The sequence below is a fragment of the Rhizobium acidisoli genome (assembly GCF_002531755.2).
Taxonomy (GTDB): domain Bacteria; phylum Pseudomonadota; class Alphaproteobacteria; order Rhizobiales; family Rhizobiaceae; genus Rhizobium; species Rhizobium acidisoli.
This window is the reverse complement of the sequence record NZ_CP035002.1, coordinates 448,919-465,863: the sequence shown is the minus strand read 5'-3', so window position 1 is coordinate 465,863 and position 16,945 is coordinate 448,919. Positions and strand designations below refer to the sequence as shown.

Below are 16,945 nucleotides of genomic sequence, written 5' to 3'. Positions count from 1 at the left end.
GCCTGAGACGAGGCTGCGAGAGAATGCCAGCATCGCCGCTTTCTCTTCTTCGGCAGACCGCGCCGGCTCCATAACCGTTGCTTATTGCTCCAGAGATAATCGGTCTTAGGCAAGGGGTTAAAGCTTCGCTACTGTCTCAATCAACCACAAGGGAACGACAATGCCATTCTCCGACTACAAGACCGCATTGGTGACCGGCGCATCCTCCGGGATCGGCGCAGCCGTGGTTGAGCGGCTTCGCCGGGAGAATATCGAGGTCCATGCCGTTGCCCGCAGCGCTGCAGCGCTGCAGCGGCTGGCCGAGCGTACGGGCTGTATTGCCCATGCCATCGATGTGACCGACCGTCCGGCGATCGCCGAGCTCGCCGGCCGGGTGGAGTTCGACATTCTCGTCAACAATGCCGGCGTCGACCGGCCGAAGAAGTTCCTCGAAGCCGACGAGAGCGATATCGACCTCCTCGTCGACGTCAATCTCCGCGCGGTTCTGCACATCTGCCGCCTCATCGTGCCGGGCATGGTGGCGCGCGACCGCGGCCATGTCATCAATATCTCGTCGATCGCCGGCGCCTATAATTTCGGAGGCAACTCCTCCTATCACGCCACCAAGGCCGGCGTGAGCATGCTGTCCAACCAGCTGCGCATCGACGCGTTCGGCAAACGGGTGCGGGTCACCGAAATCTGCCCCGGCCGCGTCGCCACCGATATTTTCAATCACGTCCACGGCGATGATCCGAGCATCCGGGAAAAGTTCATCGACGGTTTCGAATTGCCTGAAGCGGCCGATATCGCCGACGCGATCGCCTTCGCCATATCGGCTCCCGTCGCCGTCAACATCGGACACATGGAGATCACGCCGACGCTGCAGGTCATGGGCGGCCTGCAGACCGCAAGGCCGCAACCGAAGACGGATCCATCCGGGGAGCCAGGCTCGTGAGCGGCTTCGACCTTTCGGCAATCCTGGGGAATCCCGAATATGCGACCATGCTGCTGCATGGCATCGAGATGACCTTCATCATCTATGCCGGGTCCTGGTCGCTGGCGATGGCGCTCGCAATTATGCTGCTGGCTATTCGCCTGTCGCCCTTCCGCTTCGGCGATCCGTTGGTCGCCGCTTACGTATCTTACCACCGTAACGTCCCCACCCTGGTTCAGCTGATGCTGTGGTATTTCGGGATTTTCACCCTGATGCCGAATGGGGTGGCGACTTGGCTCGCAAGCCACAATGCCGAGGCGATCTTCGCGGTGATTGGGCTCGGGCTCTGCCAGGCAGCCTATTTCAGCGAAGACCTTCGTTCGGGCGTGCGCTCGGTCGGTCCCGGCCAGATGGAGGCAGCCCGCGCTCTCGGCCACGGTTACGTCTCGGCGATGCGTTTCGTCATCATGCCGCAGGGCGTGCGCAACGCGCTGCCGCCGCTCATCAATCACAGTGTCTCCCTATTCAAGAACAGCAGCCTCGCCGTCGTCATCGGCGCGTCGGAACTGACCCATGCGGTCAAGGAAATTGAAAACCTCAGCTTCCGCACCTTCGAGATCTACCTGATCGGCACGGTTCTCTACCTCTTCTTCTCGCTCGTGATCATGAGCATCGGCGCCTATCTGTCGATGCGCGCCGATCCTGCCAGGAGTGCGCGCGCATGATCCAGGACATGATCGCCATCGTCCGCGACTACTGGCTGCTGCTCCTGATCGGCCAATATCCGAACGGACCGCTCGGCGGGCTCGCCAATACGCTGATCCTGTCGGCGCTCAGCATCGCTCTCGCCTTTCCGGCCAGCATCCTGTTTGCATTGGCGCGGCTATCCAAATCGCCGCTGCTGCGCTGGCCGGTCACCGCTCTTGTCTATTTCACCAGGGGCGTGCCGCTCTTGATGCTCATCCTGTGGAGCTATTTCCTGGTTCCGCTGCTGACCGGCGCCGACGTGCCGAGCTTCGTCACCATGCTGACGACGCTCGTGGTCTATCAGAGCGCGTTTTTGAGCGAAGTCGTCCGTGCCGGCATCGTCGCGCTCGGTCCCGGCCAGATGGATGCGGCGCGGGCGCTTGGCCACGGCTATATCGGCGCAATGCGCTACATCATCCTGCCGCAGGCGCTCTACAACATGATCCCGAGCATCCTCTCCACCTTCGTCTCGACGATCAAGGATACGACGCTCGGTTACGTGATCAACGTGCCGGACCTGACCTTTGCCGCAAGCCAGGTCAACAACCAGCTGCTGACGCAGCCCTTCCAGGTCTTCCTCATCCTGGCGATCGTCTACTTCGCCATCTGCTGGACGCTGACCTACTTCGCCAATCGCCTGGAGCGTCGCATCACGCGGCGGCGTGCGGGACTTCTCAACGTCCCCGCCGCCCTGGTCACGCCGTCGAAAATCGTATCGGAGCAGCTATGACCATGTCCGTTTCAACGCAGGAATCGCAGACGATCCGGCTTTCACGGGTCTGCAAGAGCTATGGCGACTATCCGGTTCTGAAGGATATCGACGCTGAGGTGGCGCGCGGCGAGGTCGTGGTCATCTGCGGACCGTCCGGTTCGGGAAAATCGACGCTGATCCGCACGATCAATCGTCTTGAGGAGATCAACAGCGGATCGATCACGCTGGACGGACAAGATATTCATGCCTCGATGCGGGCAAAGGCGCTCAATGCGATGCGCAGCCGGATCGGCTTCGTCTTTCAGAACTTCAACCTGTTTCCGCATCTTTCGGTCGCCGAGAACGTATCGATGTCGCCGATCCGGGTGAAGGGCGTGGCGCCCGGTATCGCGCATGAAAAGGCCCTCAAGCTACTCGATCGGGTCGGCCTCGCCGACAAGGCCCGCGCCTATCCCGGGCAGCTGTCTGGCGGTCAGCAGCAGCGGGTGGCGATCGCCCGTGCGCTTGCCATGGAACCGCCGGTGATGCTGTTCGACGAACCGACGAGCGCGCTCGATCCCGAAATGGTCGGCGAAGTGCTCGCGGTCATGAAGAGCCTGGCATCCGAAGGCATGACCATGCTCTGCGTCACCCACGAAATGGGTTTCGCGCGCGATGTCGCCGACCGGATCTGGTTCATCGATGCCGGCCAGATCATCGAAACGGCAACTCCCGAGAACTTCTTCAAAAATCCGACCCATCCCCGGGCTCAGCGTTTCCTCGCTGATCTCAGGCATTGATACCAACCACCAAAAACAAAGGAGAACAGCAATGAACTGGAAATACTTAAGCCTCACCGTCGCATTTGCCGGCCTGGCAGCCGCCTTGCCCGCGAAAGCCGATCAGCTCGACACCATCATGTCGGCCAAGACCCTGCGCTGCGCGACGTTTGCCGACGTTCCTCCCTTCGCTTCGCCGGATCCGAAGACCCGCGAGATGGCCGGTTTCGACGTCGATCTCTGCGGCGCCATCGCCAAGGAATTGGGCGTCAAGGCCGAGATCAAGCCGGTTTCGGTCGAAGCCCGCGTGCCCGAGGTCAAGCTCGGCCGCGTCGACATCACCGTTGCCAACCTTGCCTATACGCTGAGCCGCGCCGAACAGATCCAGTTCAGCGACCCTTATTATCTCGCCAAGGAAATGCTGATCGTGCCGGCCGACGATGCCGGCAAGACGAAGGCCGATTACGCCGGCCAGCGCATCGCCTCGACCAAGGGCTCGACATCGGAGATGTCGATCAAGCTCAACAAATCCGACCCGCTGACCTTCCAGGATACCGCCTCGGCCTATCTCGCCGTCCAGCAGGGCAAGGCGCGCGGCATGGTCGCCAACACCATGACGACGACCAAGTTCGTCAACGAATCGAAGAGCAAGGGCAAGGAAATGCGGATGATTGAGGAGCCGATGCTCTACCAGCCGATCGGCATCGGCATGGCCAAGGATCAGCCGGCGCTGACCGCCAAGGTCAACGAAATCCTGCACAAGCTCGACGAGTCCGGTGAAATCAACAAGATTTGGGACAAGTGGCTCGGCCCGACCACCGAATACAAGATGACCCGCACCGATAAGGTCGTGCCGCTTTCCGAGCTGAAGTTCGACCCGATCCCGTAGACCGACCGGTCTCGGAACCTCCCGAAGACATTCAACCGAGACAAGACGGCGGGATTTGCCCGCCGTCTACCAACGATGTGAGGCACCCATGATTCATATAAAAGACATCGCTGAACGGCCCAGCAAAGCTGACATCGAGGCCGTTTCGAAATTTTCGCCGGCGACCATCCACGAAGCCCAGGGCCGCCGCGGCGCGCTGTCCTCCCGCCTCAAGCCCGTCGACTACCGCATGAAACTGTGCGGTCCGGCATTCACGGTCAAATGCGCGCCGCGCGACAACATCATGCTGCAGCTCGCCATCAACTATGCAAAGCCCGGCGACATCATCGTCGTCTCCGCCGGCGAATACGAAGAGGCCGGCTCCTTCGGCGACGTGCTTGCCAATGCCTGCCTTGCCAAGGGCATCGGCGGTCTCGTGACCGATACCGGCGTGCGCGACACACTGCAGTTGCGGGAACTCGGTTTCCCCGTCTTCTCCCTCAGCGTCTGCATCAAGGGCACGGTGAAGGAAACCATTGCGGCGGTGAACGACCGGATCATCGTCGGCGGCGAAACCATCAATCCCGGCGACATCATCGTCGGCGATGCCGACGGCCTGGTGGTCGTGCGCAGGCAGGAAGCGCAGGAAGCCGCGAGGCTTTCGCAGGCCCGCGAAGATGCCGAAGCCGGCTATATCGCCGCCTACAAGGCAGGAAAATCGGTCATCGAGGTCAGCAATCTGGCGCCGGTGCTGAAAGCCAAGGGCCTTGTCGTCAACATCTGAGACGATACACGAATGACCTCTTGCTAAGCCCGCGCCGCTATTCCGTCGCGGGCTTTGCCGCCGCGACTGGGCACCTCAGATATTCTCGGGCGTCACGATTTCGAAGGTAATGGTGCGCTGGATTGTACCGCCCGAAGCGCCCTGCGTGATCGTTTCGATCATCGTCTCGACCAGAGCCGTGGACGTCTGTTCCAGCGGATGACAGAGGGCTGCGGTAATCATCCCCTCTGACAGGCCTTTTCGGGTCTCCGGGCCGATGTCCCGGCAGACGAGGCGGATGCTTCGGCGCCGCTCCTGCGGCACTTCCCTCAGCGCCCGCAAGACCCCGGAGATGCCGCCGCCGACAATCAGGATGCCGGTGAGGTCATCCGTCGTCGCTAAAAGTTCCTTGACCATCCGGTAGGCCTCGTTCGGCTCTTCATGCGTGGGGCGGCTGTCCTCGATGATCAGATGCGGCGCATGTTCGCGCACATAGGAGCGGAAGCTCGCATCGGAGACATCCTGACACTGGTAACGGTGGTTGCCGATGAAGACGGCAATCCGCCCCGGTCCGTGGGTCATATTCGAGATCAGCCATGCCGCCGTCCGCCCCATTTTCCAATTGTCGGCGCCGACATAAGCGGCCCGTTCGCGGGCGGACTGGTCGGTAATATAGGCGATGACCGGCTTGCCCTTCTCGTGCAGCTCGCGGATGGCCTGGGCGATCACCGGGTGATCGGCGGCGACCACGGCGACGGCGTCGCAGTTTGCACCGAGCGCCTTGAGTCGGTCGGCAATGTTCTCCGGCGTCAGCAGATCCACAAAGTCGACCACCGGGTCGATGACCTCATCACGCCTGGCGCGGCATGCCTCGACGATCTTCTTGCCGAAGAGCTGGTAGAGCTCGCGGCTGGATTGCTGCAGCAGAAAGCCAAGCCGGTATTTCGGCGCCGACTTCCGCAGCCGGTCCTCGATTGCCCCGGCGCCGTAAAAGCCGATCCGCTCCGCGGCGGCCTGGACGCGCTGCACGGTCGTGCCTTTGACGGAGGCGGTGCCGGCCAGAATCCGATTGATGGTCGCAATGGAGACATCGGCCTCCTTGGCAAGATCGGAGATGGTCGGCCGCCGCATGATATTCCCTCCATCGTCAGAGTCCTCGTATCATTATGATTGATACTCTGTGATACTTTATGCATGTTTAGTATGATTTCACATTTCGAGAATTTCAAGCGGTGATATGTTTCTCTTCACGGCCAAGCCAGGGAGGCGGGCCATGGGAGGAAGATTGAGATGCCTAAATTTCGCCGCTTCGCGGCAACCGTGTCGGCGGCTGCCATCATGACCTGCACTGCCACGGCCGTCATGGCCGCCAACATCTTCGTCGTGGGCGGCAAGCCGGACGATCCGTTCTGGTCGATCGTCAAGCGTGGCGCCGAGGATGCCGGCAAGGTCGCGGAAGCCCAGGGCGGCAAGGTCGTCTGGCTCGGTCCGCAGAACTACGACAATCTCGGCGTCGATGCGGCCGAACTGATCCGCCAGGCCATCGACCAGGGTGCCGATGCGATCGTCGGTCCGGACTGGGTGCCGGAAGCGATGGACCCTGCATTCAAAGCGGTCGTCGACAAGAAAATTCCACTGGTCATCTATAATGCCGGCGGCATCGAAGCTGCCGATCGCCTCGGCGCGATGAACTATGTCGGCTCCAACGACTATCTCTCCGGCAAGGCCGCGGGCACCTACTTCGCCAAGCATGACCTGAAGAACGCCGTCTGCCTCAACACGCTTCCAGGTGCGGCAAACATCGAAGCTTTCTGCAAAGGCATGACCGACGGCGTGACCGAAGGAGGCGGCACCGGTTCGTCGCTGCCTCTGCCCGCAACGTCATTCGGTTCGGCAACCGCCGTGGCGCAGGCGCTGAAGGCGCATCTGCTGCAGCATCCGGAGATCAACGCGGTCTTCGCGATCGGCAATGTCGATACCAATTCGGCGGTCAACGGCGTGACGCAGGCCGGCAAAGCCGGACAGGTGAAGGTCTGCGGCATGAACATGGATGAAACGGTTCTGAACAACATCAAGAGCGGCAGCCAGCTTTGTGCCATCGACCAGCAGGGTTACCTGCAGGGCTACCTGGCGGTTTCGATACTGAACGGCAACGTCAATTACGGGCTCACCGTCCCGACCCGGGAAATCCTGACCGGCCCCGGCGTCATCGACGCGTCCAACGTCGACGCCACCTTGGCAGGCGTGAAGGCCGGCGCCCGGTAAGGGATCGGCCGACCGTGGTGAAGCTGCCTGCCCCTCACGCGGGCAGCTTCCATTCTTTCAGAAGCGCCGGCCCCTACGGGTCATGCAGCTTTATTGGTGGTGTCAAATGAACGCGAGAAACGATGTCCTTGCCCCGTCGATTCCCTGGGGCGGCCATGCCAAAGCGACCATCGGTCAGCTTTCCCGGCGCCCCGAAGCGGGCTCGTTGCTGGGCCTGGTTACGGTGTTCGTCTTCTTCGCCCTGCTGGGTGGCAAGGTCTTCCTGTCCGCTGCGGGCTATGCGAGCTGGCTGAATGTCGCGGCCGAGATCGGCATCGTCGCGCTGCCGATCGGGCTCCTGATGATCGCAGGCGAAATGGACCTCTCGATCGGCGCGGTGATCCCGGCATCATCGCTGACGGTGGCGATCGTTTCCGGCCATTACGGCCTTCCCGATATCGTCGGGATTTCCGCCGGCCTGGGCGTCGGGCTCCTCGTCGGTGTTTTCAACGGTTATCTCGTCAACCGCACCCGCGTCCCGTCCCTGATCGTCACCATCGGCTCGATGTTCGCCGTCATGGGGCTGACGCTCGGCTTCACCGTGCTGATCGCCGGCAGCACCGGCGTATCGCTGGTGCCAAGTGCGACCGTCAAGGCGATCCTCGGCGATTTCATCGGCGGCATGTTCCAGGTGACGATCTTCTGGTGGGTCTTGTTTGCGGCGGCCTTCTTCTGCCTGCTGCACATCTCCCCGGTGGGCAACTGGATCTTTGCTCTCGGCGGCGACAAGGTCTCGGCCCGCAACGCCGGCATTCCGACAGAAAAACTGACCATCGCTCTCTATATGCTATCGGGCTTTTCCGCCGCCTTCGTCGGCGTCAGCCAAGTGCTCGTCTATCAAAGCGCGCAGGTGCTCGGCGGGCAATCCTTCATCTTCAATTCGATCATGTGCGTGGTCATCGGCGGCGTTCTGCTGACCGGCGGCGCCGGATCGGTGGTGGGCATCGTCCTCGGCACGCTCACCTTTGCAATCGTCAATCAGGGCATTTATTTCACCGGCATAGACCCGAACCTCGGCAGCGTCATCATCGGCGCGCTCCTGCTGCTCGCCGTGATGATGAACGACAAGTTCCGGCTGATGGCAATGTCCTACGCCGCGAAAAAGAAGAAGTGAGGGCGGGAAGATGAACGGCTTTTCCATTGGACACTTCGTACGCCGCCCGGAATTCGGCGCTGTGTTGAGCTTCGTCGCGGTGATCGCCTTCTATGTCGCCTTCGGCGGGGTCAGCCTCTCTGCGCTCTTCGGCGCGGCCAGCTGGGTCAATTTCGCCGCCAATCTCGGTATCGTCGCCCTGCCTGTCGGCCTTCTGATGATATCAGGCGAGCTCGATATCTCGATCGGCGCGATGATCCCGGCGGGCTCGATGACGATCGCCATTCTCTCGGGCTATTACGAGCTGCCGATCGCCATCGGCATGCTCGGCGTGCTCACCATCGGTATTGTCGTAGGGCTGATCAATGGTTTACTGGCGGTGCGCACCAGCGTGCCCTCGCTGATCATCACCCTCGGCACGCTGGTGGCGGTGCAGGGGCTCGTGCTGGCCGGATCGGTCATCCTGACCGGGGCCGCTTCGGTTCCGCTCAATGCCCCGGCCTGGGCCAAGACGGTGTTCGGCGACCTCATTCAGGGCAAATTCCAGGTGATCATCCTGTGGTGGCTGGCGCTGACGGTGGTCTTTGGTTTCGTGCTGCACGCAACGCGCTACGGCAACTGGATCGTCGCCATGGGTGGAGACGAGGTCAGCGCGCGCAATGCCGGCATCCCGACCGATCGGCTGCGGATCGTTCTCTTCGTTCTCTCGAGCACGGCCGCCTCCTTCGTCGGAATGTGCGGCGCCATCCTGTTCAATTCCGCGCAGGTCTCGGGCGGCATGAACTACATCTTCAATACGATCGTCTCGATCGTCGTGGGCGGCGTGCTGCTCACCGGCGGCTTCGGTTCGGTCGCCGGGATCTTTCTCGGCGCGCTGACCTTCGCCGTCGTCAGCCAGGGCATCTACTTCACCGACATCGACCGCAACTGGTCCAACCTGATTATCGGCGTGATGCTGATGGCCGCCGTTCTGATGAACAACACATTCCGGCAGATGGCCTTGAGCTTCGTACCGAAGAAAAAGAAGTGAGCGTCAACCATGTCCGACAATATTCCGATCCTTGAACTCCAGAATGTCGACAAGAGCTTCGGCCCGATCGACGTGTTGCACGACATCTCGCTCAAGGTCCGCGCCGGCGAGGTGCTCTGCCTGCTCGGCGACAACGGCGCCGGCAAATCGACGCTGATCAAGACGCTGGCCGGGGTTCACAAACCGACGCGCGGCACCATCCTGATGGATGGCAATCCGGTCGAATTCAGCGGGCCGCGCGATGCGCAGGAAAAGGGCATCTCGGCGGTGCATCAATTCGGCGGCACCTTTCCGCTGATGTCGATCGGCCGCTCCTTCTTCGTCGGCGTCGAGCCGACCAAGGGCTGGGGTCTTTTCAAGGTCTATGACCGCAGGAAAGCCAATGAGATTGCCGTCAAAGCCGTCCAGGATTTCGGCATCACGCGGATCGACGATGGCGACCGCCTTGTTGGCGGGCTGTCGGGCGGCGAACGCCAGTCGCTCGCCATCGCCCGGGCCGTGCATTTCGGCGCGCGCGTGCTGATCCTCGACGAACCGACCGCCGCTCTCGGTGTGAAGCAGGCGGCGCACGTGCTGAGGATCGTCAATGAGGCGAAGCGGCGCGGTCTGGCGGTGATCTTCATCACCCACCAGGTGATGCATGCGATGGCGGTGGGTGATCACTTCGCCGTGCTCATCCGCGGGGCGATCGCTGCCGATTTCCGCCGGGGCGAGAAGACCCGCGAGGAGATTACCGACCTGATGGCCGGCGGGGAAACCATGGCGGATCTCGAAGCGCAGATCGACACTTACATTGCCAGCCATGAGAACCATTCGTCGCCGGCCGAGTAACCGCTGACGGCACCGTAAACAACACTGCGCAAAACACACATCGTCCGGCAGCGGCAAAACAGACCGCCGCCAGGGAAGGAAAAATATGTCTGGAATCCGGAGGTCAAAATGAAGATCGCAATCGACCCGTTCATGCATCGGCATCTCTCACTCGAGGCGTTGCCGGGGAAGGTCAAGGAACTCGGCTACGACTGGATCGAGCTCTCGCCGCGCGGAGATTTCCTCGAATGGTTCAAGGCGCCGCGCGTCTTTCCCGAGCGGATCAAATTATTGAAGCGCGCGCTGAAGGAGGCGGATGTCGGCATCGCCTCGCTGCTGCCGATGTACCGCTGGGCCTCCAACGACGAGACCGAACGCCAGGCCGCCGTCAAGCACTGGAAACGCGCCATCGAGATCGCGGTCGAGCTGGAAGTCAGCGTGATGAATTCCGAGTTCGGCCGCGGCCCGCATCCGGACAGGGGATCCTGCTACTGCTGCCACACCGGCTCGATGATCGAGGCCTGCGAAGATGCCTGGTGGCGCTCAATGGAGGAGCTGGTGCCGATCCTTGAGCGCGAGGGCATTCAGCTCAATGTCGAGCCGCATCCGGAAGACTGGTGCGAAACGCTGCAGCCGGCGCTCGACATCATCCGCACCGTCAATTCGAAGAGCGTCAAGTTCCTCTATTGCGCTCCGCACACCTTCTATTTCGGCGACGATACCAAGGCGATGCTGCGCGAGGCGAAGGACGTGCTGGCGCATGTCCATGTCGGCGACACGTTCAATCACAAGGCTTCGTCGGGCCTTCGTTATATCCTTAATCCGCCCGGCACCAACGCCCGGGTGCACCAGCACCTCAATATCGGTCAGGGCGAGGTTCCCTGGGACGACTTCTTCGGCACGCTCGCCGAGATCGGCTTCGACGGCATCATGACCAGCTGCGTCTTCGCCTGGGAGGACAAGGCGGATCAGAGCGGCACTTTCATGCGTGCCGAAATCCAGCGCTACATCGATAAGTATTGGAGGGCGAAATGACCCTTCAGGTTGGTGTGATCGGTACGGGTATGATCGGTCAGGATCATATCCGCCGCCTGACGAATGTCGTTTCCGGTGTCGAAATCGTCGGTGTCACCGATATCGATCAGGCCCGCGCCGCCGCTGCCGCCCCCGCGGGGGCGGAGGTCTTCGCTACCCCGTCGGCGCTGATCTCTTCGGGAAAAGTGCAGGCCGTGATCATCTGCTCCTGGGGGCCGGCCCATGAGGAGCAGCTGCTCGCTGCCATTGCCGCCGGCAAGCCGGTCTTCTGCGAAAAGCCGCTGGTAACCTCCGAGGCAGCTGCACTTCGCGTCATGGAGGCGGAAGCCGCCTTCGGACGGCGGCTGGTGCAGGTGGGCTTCATGCGCCGTTTCGATGCCGATTACCGCCGCCTGAAGGCCGTCATCGACGGCGGCACACTCGGCGCGCCGCTGCTCTTTCATTCCGTGCATCGCAACGCCTCCGTTCCCGCGGGCCTCTACACCTCGGAGATGCCGCTGAACGACACGCTGGTGCATGATGCGGATATCTCCCGCTGGCTCCTGTCCGACGAAGTCGCCGGGGTGGAGGTGCGTGTGCCGCGCCGGTCCTCACGTAGTGGCGCGTTGCGCGACCCGGTGTTCGTGCTCCTGCACATGGCCTCGGGCGCGCTTGTCGATGTCGAGATTTCGGTGAACGTCGCCTATGGCTACGACATCCGCGGCGAGATCAGCTGCGAGGCGGGCGTCGCAGCACTTCCGAACCGCCCGGCAACCGTGATCTCGGATTCGAGCGGTATTCGCCAGGCGATCCCCGAAGACTGGCGCGAGCGCTTCATCGAGGCTTACGACCAGGAATTTCGTGAATGGATCGTCGCCGCCTCCAAGGGCACGGCCGGCGGTCCCTCCACCTGGGATGGCTACGCAGCCACGCTGGTGGCCGATGCCGCTCTCAAGGCCGTGGCCAGCGGCGGCCTCGAACCCGTCAACATGATACCCAAACCCAAGCTTTACGCCGCGCCGACCGCCATGGCGGCGGAATGACGCGGCAGGCCATTTCAGGAGCAATGATCAGATGATCAACGGAGAAAGATCCATCGAGCGCCCCTTGCGCTGGGGCATGGTCGGCGGCGGCCGCACCGGGCAGGTGGGCTACAAGCATCGAACCGGCGCCCAGCGGGACGGCACCTACCGGCTCATTTGCGGGGCGTTCGACCTCGACGCCGAGCGCGGGCGCGATTTCGGCACGAAGATCGGCGTCGTCGCCGACCGCTGCTACGGCGACTACAAGGAGTTGATCGCCGTAGAGGCCGGGCGCGAGGACGGCGTCGAGGTCGTCTCGATCGCCACGCCGAACTTCACCCATTACGAGATCACTAAAGCATGCCTGGAAGCCGGGCTGCACGTGATCTGCGAAAAGCCGCTGTTCTTCACCGTCACCGAATGCGACGAAATCGCGAAGCTCGCCGCAGAGAACGGCCTGATCGTCGGCGTCACCTATGGCTTCACCGGCCATCCGCTGGTTCATCAGATGGCGGCGATGGTCAGGAAGGGCATGCTCGGCGAGATCCGCATCGTCGACATGCAATATAGCCACGGCTTTAATTCGGGCGACGATGGCGGCGCCGGCGAGGCGGTGAAATGGCGCACCAATCCGAAGACCGCCGGCCCGACCTTCGTTCTCGGCGATATCGGCACGCACCTCTACTATCTCTCCGAGGTCGTGCTGCCGCATCTGAAGATCGAAAAGCTGCTCTGCGACCGCAAAGCCTTCATTCCGACCCGTGCGCCGCTCGAAGACCATGCGACCGTCCTCATGCATTACGACAACGGCGCCCGCGGCCGTCTCTGGGTGTCGTCGGTCAATGCCGGCAACATGGGTTCGCAGCGCTATCGTTTCGTCGGCTCCAAGGCCTCGATCGAATGGTCGGATGCCCATCCCGACCAGCTGACCTACGAAGTGCAGGGCGAGCCGAACCGGATACTGCATCACGGCATGCCCTATCTCGAAGAGGAAAGCCTCGCGACCGACCGCATGGGCGCGCTGCATACCGAGGGCCTCGGCGATAGCTGGGCGAACATCTATCTCTGGATCGCCCAGGCGATCGACGCAAAGCGCCGCGGCGACGAAGCCTTCCTCAGGAGCCACCATTATCCCGGCATCGAAGCCGGCACAGAAGGCGTGCGCTGGCTGGAAAACTGCGTCCGCTCGGCCGATGCGGGCGCGGCCTGGGTCGCGTTCGAGTGACGACGAGGGGACGCGCCGGATCTCCTCCATCCTCCTCCCGAGGCGCGTCCCCACCCCCCTCTTTTTAGAAAGATAACGAGATGAAACTTTCGATCTGCACCGATGTCATGGGCAACCTTTCCTTCACCGACATGCTCGACAAATGCGTCAAGCTCGGCGTCGAAGGCATCGAGATGACCGGCGGCGGCTGGTCGCTCGCACCGCATTTCCGCGCGGATGAATTGCTCGAAGATAAGGGCCTCCTGAGAACCAAGCTTAAGGAAATCGAGGCCCGCGGCCTGGAAATTGCCGCACTGAATTGCTCGGCAAACCCGCTCGACCCGGGCGACATGGGCAAGCGTCACCGCAGAGAGATGGAGCAGACGATCCGTCTTGCCGGCGAAATCGGCGTCAAGACGATCGTTACCATGTCCGGTCTTCCGGAAGCCGCCCCCGGAGACAGCGTGCCCAACTGGCTCGTCTACACCAAGAGCTGGCCGGACGAGATGCCGGAACGTGACCGCTACCAGTGGGAAGATCGCGCCTTCCCTCTCTGGCATGATCTGGTGAAGCTCGCGAGCGAAGTCGGGGTCGAGCGATATGCGCTCGAAAACTTCTCGGCGATGCTCGTCTGGAACCCGGAAACCCTGTTCCGTCTGCGCAACGAGGTCGGTCCGGCGGTCGGCATGAACCTCGATCCGAGCCACTTGTTCTGGAAGGGCGCCGATCCGATTGCCGCGGCACGCGCGCTGGGCAACGCCATCCATCATTGCCACGGCAAGGATACGCGTATCGAGCGGGGACTTGCCGACGTCAATGGTCTTCTGGAACTGAAGGACGTGACCGACGTCGCCAACCGCAGCTGGAATTACGTCGCCGTTGGCGCCGGCCATGACCTGCAGTGGTGGAAGGAATTCTTCTCGGTCGTCAGGATGGTCGGCTACAACGGTTGGGTCAGCCTCGAGATGGAAGACTTCACCATGTCGACCGAGGCCGGCATTCAATCCTCCATCGAGGCGCTGCAAGCAACGATCAGTCGCTGACAGGGCAGGGCGGCTTTCGCGCCGCCCTCCGCGTTCAAATGAGCCTGGACACTATTATGGACACATGTTCTATAAAGCGGACAAGCTTGAACCGGAGCGCGCCATGCACCTTTCCATGTGGACTTACCCCTGGGATATCCAGGACCAGGGGCTTGATGCGATAAGCGCCGAGCTGAGCACCCGCGCCGGGCTCAACACGATCAGCATGGCGACCTCCTATCATGCCGGCCGCTTTCTCCAGCCACGCAGCCCGCAGCAGAAGGCCTATTTTCCTGAGGACGGGACGGTCTACTTCCGGCCGGACGAGAGCCTGTGGCAGGACAAGCTGATCCGGCCGCTGATGGCGGAGAATGTCACCGAGCGCGGCGACATGCTGGAGGCGCTGACCAGGGGACGCGACGCGACCGGTCTTCGGGTCTCCTGCTGGACGGTCTGCCTTCACAACAGCCGCCTCGGCATGCTGCATCCCGATCACGTGACGCGCAACGCCTTCGGCAATCCCAATTATTATAATCTCTGCCCCTCCAGCCCGGCGGCGCGCGCCTATGCCGTCACCCTTGTCCGCGACATCACGGAAAATTACCGGCCGGATATGGTGGAATTGGAAAGCCCGAATTTCATGGGTTTCGCGCATGAATACCATCACGAGAAAGACGGCGTCGGCCTCAATGCCGAAGACGATTTCCTGCTGTCGCTCTGCTTCTGCGACCATTGCACGGCGCGCGCGGCAAAGGCTGGCGTACCGGCCGAAGGTGCGCGCCGAACGGTTGCGCGTTTCATCGCCGAACTCTGCGAACGGGCCGTTCCGGAACGGCAGTTCCCGGATTTTCCGGCAGCCGGCATCGATGCCTTCCGCGACCACCCCGATCTGCATGCCTATCTCGCCTGGCGCAGCGAACCGGTGACCAGCCTGATCGGCGAGATCAAGGCGGCGGCCGATCCGGCGAGCCGGATCGTGCTGATCGACCTGAAGGATGGCTGGCTCGGCGGCGTCGATCTCTCAGCTGTCGGCAAGCTCTGCGACGGGGCGATCCTCTGCTGCTACGACATGACGCCGGATGCCGTCGGCGATGTCATCCGCACTGGCCGGGCGGCGATCGGGCCGGAGAAATTCCTCGGCGTCGGCCTGCGCGTCTTCTATCCGGAGGTCGGTGAAGCCGCGGTGCTGGCGGCCCGCGCCAAGGCGGCCGTCGATGCCGGCGCCGACGGCATGAACTTTTACAATTACGGCCTGATCCCGGCCAAACGTCTTGACTGGGTCAGGGCGGCCATCGACGGGCTTCGCTAAGCGGCAATCGGTTCGGCGACCTGGATCAGACAATCGCCGGCCTGACTGTCGCAATGCAACCGGTGGGAAATGACAATGCCGCCCTCGGCAAAGCGCAGCTCTTCCTCCGGCTGCTCCAGGCGTTCCAGGTCATGATACCATCCGGCCAGATCGCCGGCCGAAACCGTGGCGCCAAGGGCTGCGGCCGGCTCGAACCAGCCTCTGCGATCGGCGTAGATGCCCTGGCTGTGCCGGGAGAGCGAGAGGAGCTGCAACGGCCCGGGTTTGGTCAGCGGCGTGCGGGAAAGAACCGGACGCCTGATAATGCCGAGTGTTATGAGCAGCCGATCGATCGCTGCCGCCGTGAAAGCCATCGTCGCAGGCGTCACGGTTCCGCCGCCACCGAACTCGCCGGAAAGACCGACGATGCCGGCCCTGGCCGCGGCCCCCATCGATGTCGGCGCCGCCGGGCCATTGTCGGCGATGAAGGCATGCGACGCGCCCATCGCCCGCATCAGCGCGACCGACCGTTCGAAGCGGGCGGCGTCGGCCTGACGCTCGATCAGCGTGCAGGGCAGGTGCGCCATCGACGTGCCGCCCGAATGCAGGTCGAACATGACGTCATGGCGCGGGAAGAGCTCATGTTCGAGGAAATGCGCCAGGCGCGCCGTTGGGACCCCCGCGGGATCGCCGGGAAAAGCCCGGTTGAGGTTGCCGCCGTCGAAGGGCGAGCAGCGTTTGGCCGCCATCACCGCCGGCAGGTTCGTCATCGGCAGGATGGTGACGGCGCCACTTATATCAGCAACATCAAGCAGGCGCATCAGCCGGCCGAGCTGCAGTTCGCCCTCGTATTCGTCGCCGTGGTTGCCGGCCATCAGCAGCAAAGACGGCCCCTCGCCATTCTTCAGGCGAAGGATCGGAATGCGGATCTGATAATAGGGCGAACGGTCGATCGAATAGGGAATGGCGAGATGGCCGGCCTGCCGGCCCTGGCGTGAAAAGTCGATCGGATTGACGAGGCCGCTATGCATGATCTCTCCAGTGCGGGCGGCTACAGCGCCGCAACCGCGGTCATTTCGACACGCAGATCGGGATCGGCGAGCCGCGCTTCCGTGCAGGCGCGCGCCGGCGGGTTTTCGATGTCGATCCAGTTGTCGTAGACGCCATTCATCGCCTCGAAATCGGTAATCGCCGGCAGGAAAACGTTAACGGCGAGGAGACGCGAGCGATCGGTCCCGGCTTCCTGCAAAAGGGCGTCGATCTTGCCGAGCACATCGCGGGTCTGCTCCTCGATGCCGGCCTTGCGATTTTCCGCGATCTGGCCGGCAATATAGACGAGACCTCCGTAGCTGACGGCCTGGCTCATACGCGAGCCCTTCTGATAGCGCTGGATCATG

General features: G+C 62.4%; 18 protein-coding genes. 15 read left to right on the top strand and 3 right to left on the bottom strand.

Features of this window, described 5'->3' with window-relative positions; all coding sequences use genetic code 11:
* Window positions 1–160: 160 nt before the first annotated feature.
* From CO657_RS34560 to CO657_RS34535, 6 genes are all read left to right on the top strand, one after another.
* Window positions 161–934, top strand: coding sequence for an SDR family oxidoreductase (locus tag CO657_RS34560; RefSeq protein ID WP_054183636.1), 774 nt, complete (start codon window positions 161–163; stop codon window positions 932–934).
* Window positions 931–1,638 carry an amino acid ABC transporter permease gene (locus tag CO657_RS34555; RefSeq protein WP_054183635.1) on the top strand — a complete coding sequence of 236 codons (708 nt, stop codon included), beginning with the start codon at window positions 931–933 and terminating at the stop codon, window positions 1,636–1,638. The genes CO657_RS34560 and CO657_RS34555 overlap by 4 nt, the downstream gene beginning before the upstream one ends.
* Complete coding sequence (locus CO657_RS34550) at window positions 1,635–2,390, top strand: amino acid ABC transporter permease (RefSeq protein ID WP_054183634.1); 756 nt, start codon at window positions 1,635–1,637, stop codon at window positions 2,388–2,390. Before CO657_RS34555 ends, CO657_RS34550 begins: the two co-directional genes overlap by 4 nt.
* Complete coding sequence (locus CO657_RS34545; protein WP_054183633.1) at window positions 2,387–3,151, top strand: amino acid ABC transporter ATP-binding protein; 765 nt, start codon at window positions 2,387–2,389, stop codon at window positions 3,149–3,151. The genes CO657_RS34550 and CO657_RS34545 overlap by 4 nt, the downstream gene beginning before the upstream one ends.
* Before the next feature lie 31 nt (window positions 3,152–3,182).
* Entirely contained in the window at window positions 3,183–4,019 is an 837-nt protein-coding gene (locus CO657_RS34540; RefSeq protein WP_054183632.1) for an ABC transporter substrate-binding protein, read from the top strand.
* Window positions 4,020–4,107: 88 nt separating this feature from the next.
* Window positions 4,108–4,782, top strand: a complete 675-nt coding sequence (locus CO657_RS34535) for a 4-carboxy-4-hydroxy-2-oxoadipate aldolase/oxaloacetate decarboxylase (RefSeq protein WP_054183631.1) — start codon at window positions 4,108–4,110, stop codon at window positions 4,780–4,782.
* A 75-nt stretch (window positions 4,783–4,857) separates the two neighbouring features.
* Here CO657_RS34535 and CO657_RS34530 read toward each other — a convergent pair whose 3' ends face one another.
* Window positions 4,858–5,892: a LacI family DNA-binding transcriptional regulator gene (locus CO657_RS34530; RefSeq protein ID WP_054183630.1), complete on the bottom strand. Its 1,035-nt coding sequence runs from the start codon at window positions 5,890–5,892 to the stop codon at window positions 4,858–4,860.
* A 159-nt stretch (window positions 5,893–6,051) separates the two neighbouring features.
* Here CO657_RS34530 and CO657_RS34525 point away from each other — a divergent pair, with 159 nt between their 5' ends.
* From CO657_RS34525 to CO657_RS34485, 9 genes are all read left to right on the top strand, one after another.
* Window positions 6,052–7,026, top strand: a complete 975-nt coding sequence (locus CO657_RS34525; protein ID WP_054183629.1) for a sugar ABC transporter substrate-binding protein — start codon at window positions 6,052–6,054, stop codon at window positions 7,024–7,026.
* A 106-nt stretch (window positions 7,027–7,132) separates the two neighbouring features.
* Window positions 7,133–8,179 (top strand): ABC transporter permease, encoded by a 1,047-nt coding sequence (locus CO657_RS34520; protein WP_082366293.1) that lies wholly within the window; start codon window positions 7,133–7,135, stop codon window positions 8,177–8,179.
* Between the two features lie 10 nt (window positions 8,180–8,189).
* A complete protein-coding gene (locus CO657_RS34515; protein ID WP_054183628.1) occupies window positions 8,190–9,188 on the top strand; it encodes an ABC transporter permease in 999 nt (332 codons plus the stop codon).
* A gap of 9 nt (window positions 9,189–9,197) precedes the next feature.
* Window positions 9,198–10,019 carry an ATP-binding cassette domain-containing protein gene (locus CO657_RS34510; RefSeq protein WP_054183627.1) on the top strand — a complete coding sequence of 274 codons (822 nt, stop codon included), beginning with the start codon at window positions 9,198–9,200 and terminating at the stop codon, window positions 10,017–10,019.
* Between the two features lie 108 nt (window positions 10,020–10,127).
* The gene (locus CO657_RS34505; protein ID WP_054183626.1) at window positions 10,128–11,033 is read left to right on the top strand and encodes a sugar phosphate isomerase/epimerase family protein; all 906 of its coding nucleotides are present in this window, start codon (window positions 10,128–10,130) and stop codon (window positions 11,031–11,033) included.
* Entirely contained in the window at window positions 11,030–12,055 is a 1,026-nt protein-coding gene (locus CO657_RS34500; protein WP_054183625.1) for a Gfo/Idh/MocA family oxidoreductase, read from the top strand. Before CO657_RS34505 ends, CO657_RS34500 begins: the two co-directional genes overlap by 4 nt.
* A 31-nt stretch (window positions 12,056–12,086) precedes the next feature.
* Entirely contained in the window at window positions 12,087–13,259 is a 1,173-nt protein-coding gene (locus tag CO657_RS34495; protein WP_054183624.1) for a Gfo/Idh/MocA family protein, read from the top strand.
* A gap of 80 nt (window positions 13,260–13,339) precedes the next feature.
* Window positions 13,340–14,281, top strand: coding sequence for a sugar phosphate isomerase/epimerase family protein (locus CO657_RS34490; RefSeq protein WP_054183623.1), 942 nt, complete (start codon window positions 13,340–13,342; stop codon window positions 14,279–14,281).
* A 103-nt stretch (window positions 14,282–14,384) separates the two neighbouring features.
* Window positions 14,385–15,569 (top strand): hypothetical protein, encoded by a 1,185-nt coding sequence (locus CO657_RS34485; RefSeq protein WP_054183679.1) that lies wholly within the window; start codon window positions 14,385–14,387, stop codon window positions 15,567–15,569.
* On the opposite strand, the gene CO657_RS34480 is transcribed toward CO657_RS34485, so the two are convergent.
* On the bottom strand, window positions 15,566–16,579 hold the full coding sequence (locus CO657_RS34480; protein WP_054183622.1) for a succinylglutamate desuccinylase/aspartoacylase family protein: 1,014 nt from the start codon (window positions 16,577–16,579) through the stop codon (window positions 15,566–15,568). The two genes, CO657_RS34485 and CO657_RS34480, sit on opposite strands and share 4 nt — an antisense overlap.
* 20 nt (window positions 16,580–16,599) lie before the next feature.
* Entirely contained in the window at window positions 16,600–16,944 is a 345-nt protein-coding gene (locus tag CO657_RS34475) for a RidA family protein (protein WP_054183621.1), read from the bottom strand.
* Between the last annotated feature and the right edge of the window lies 1 nt (window position 16,945).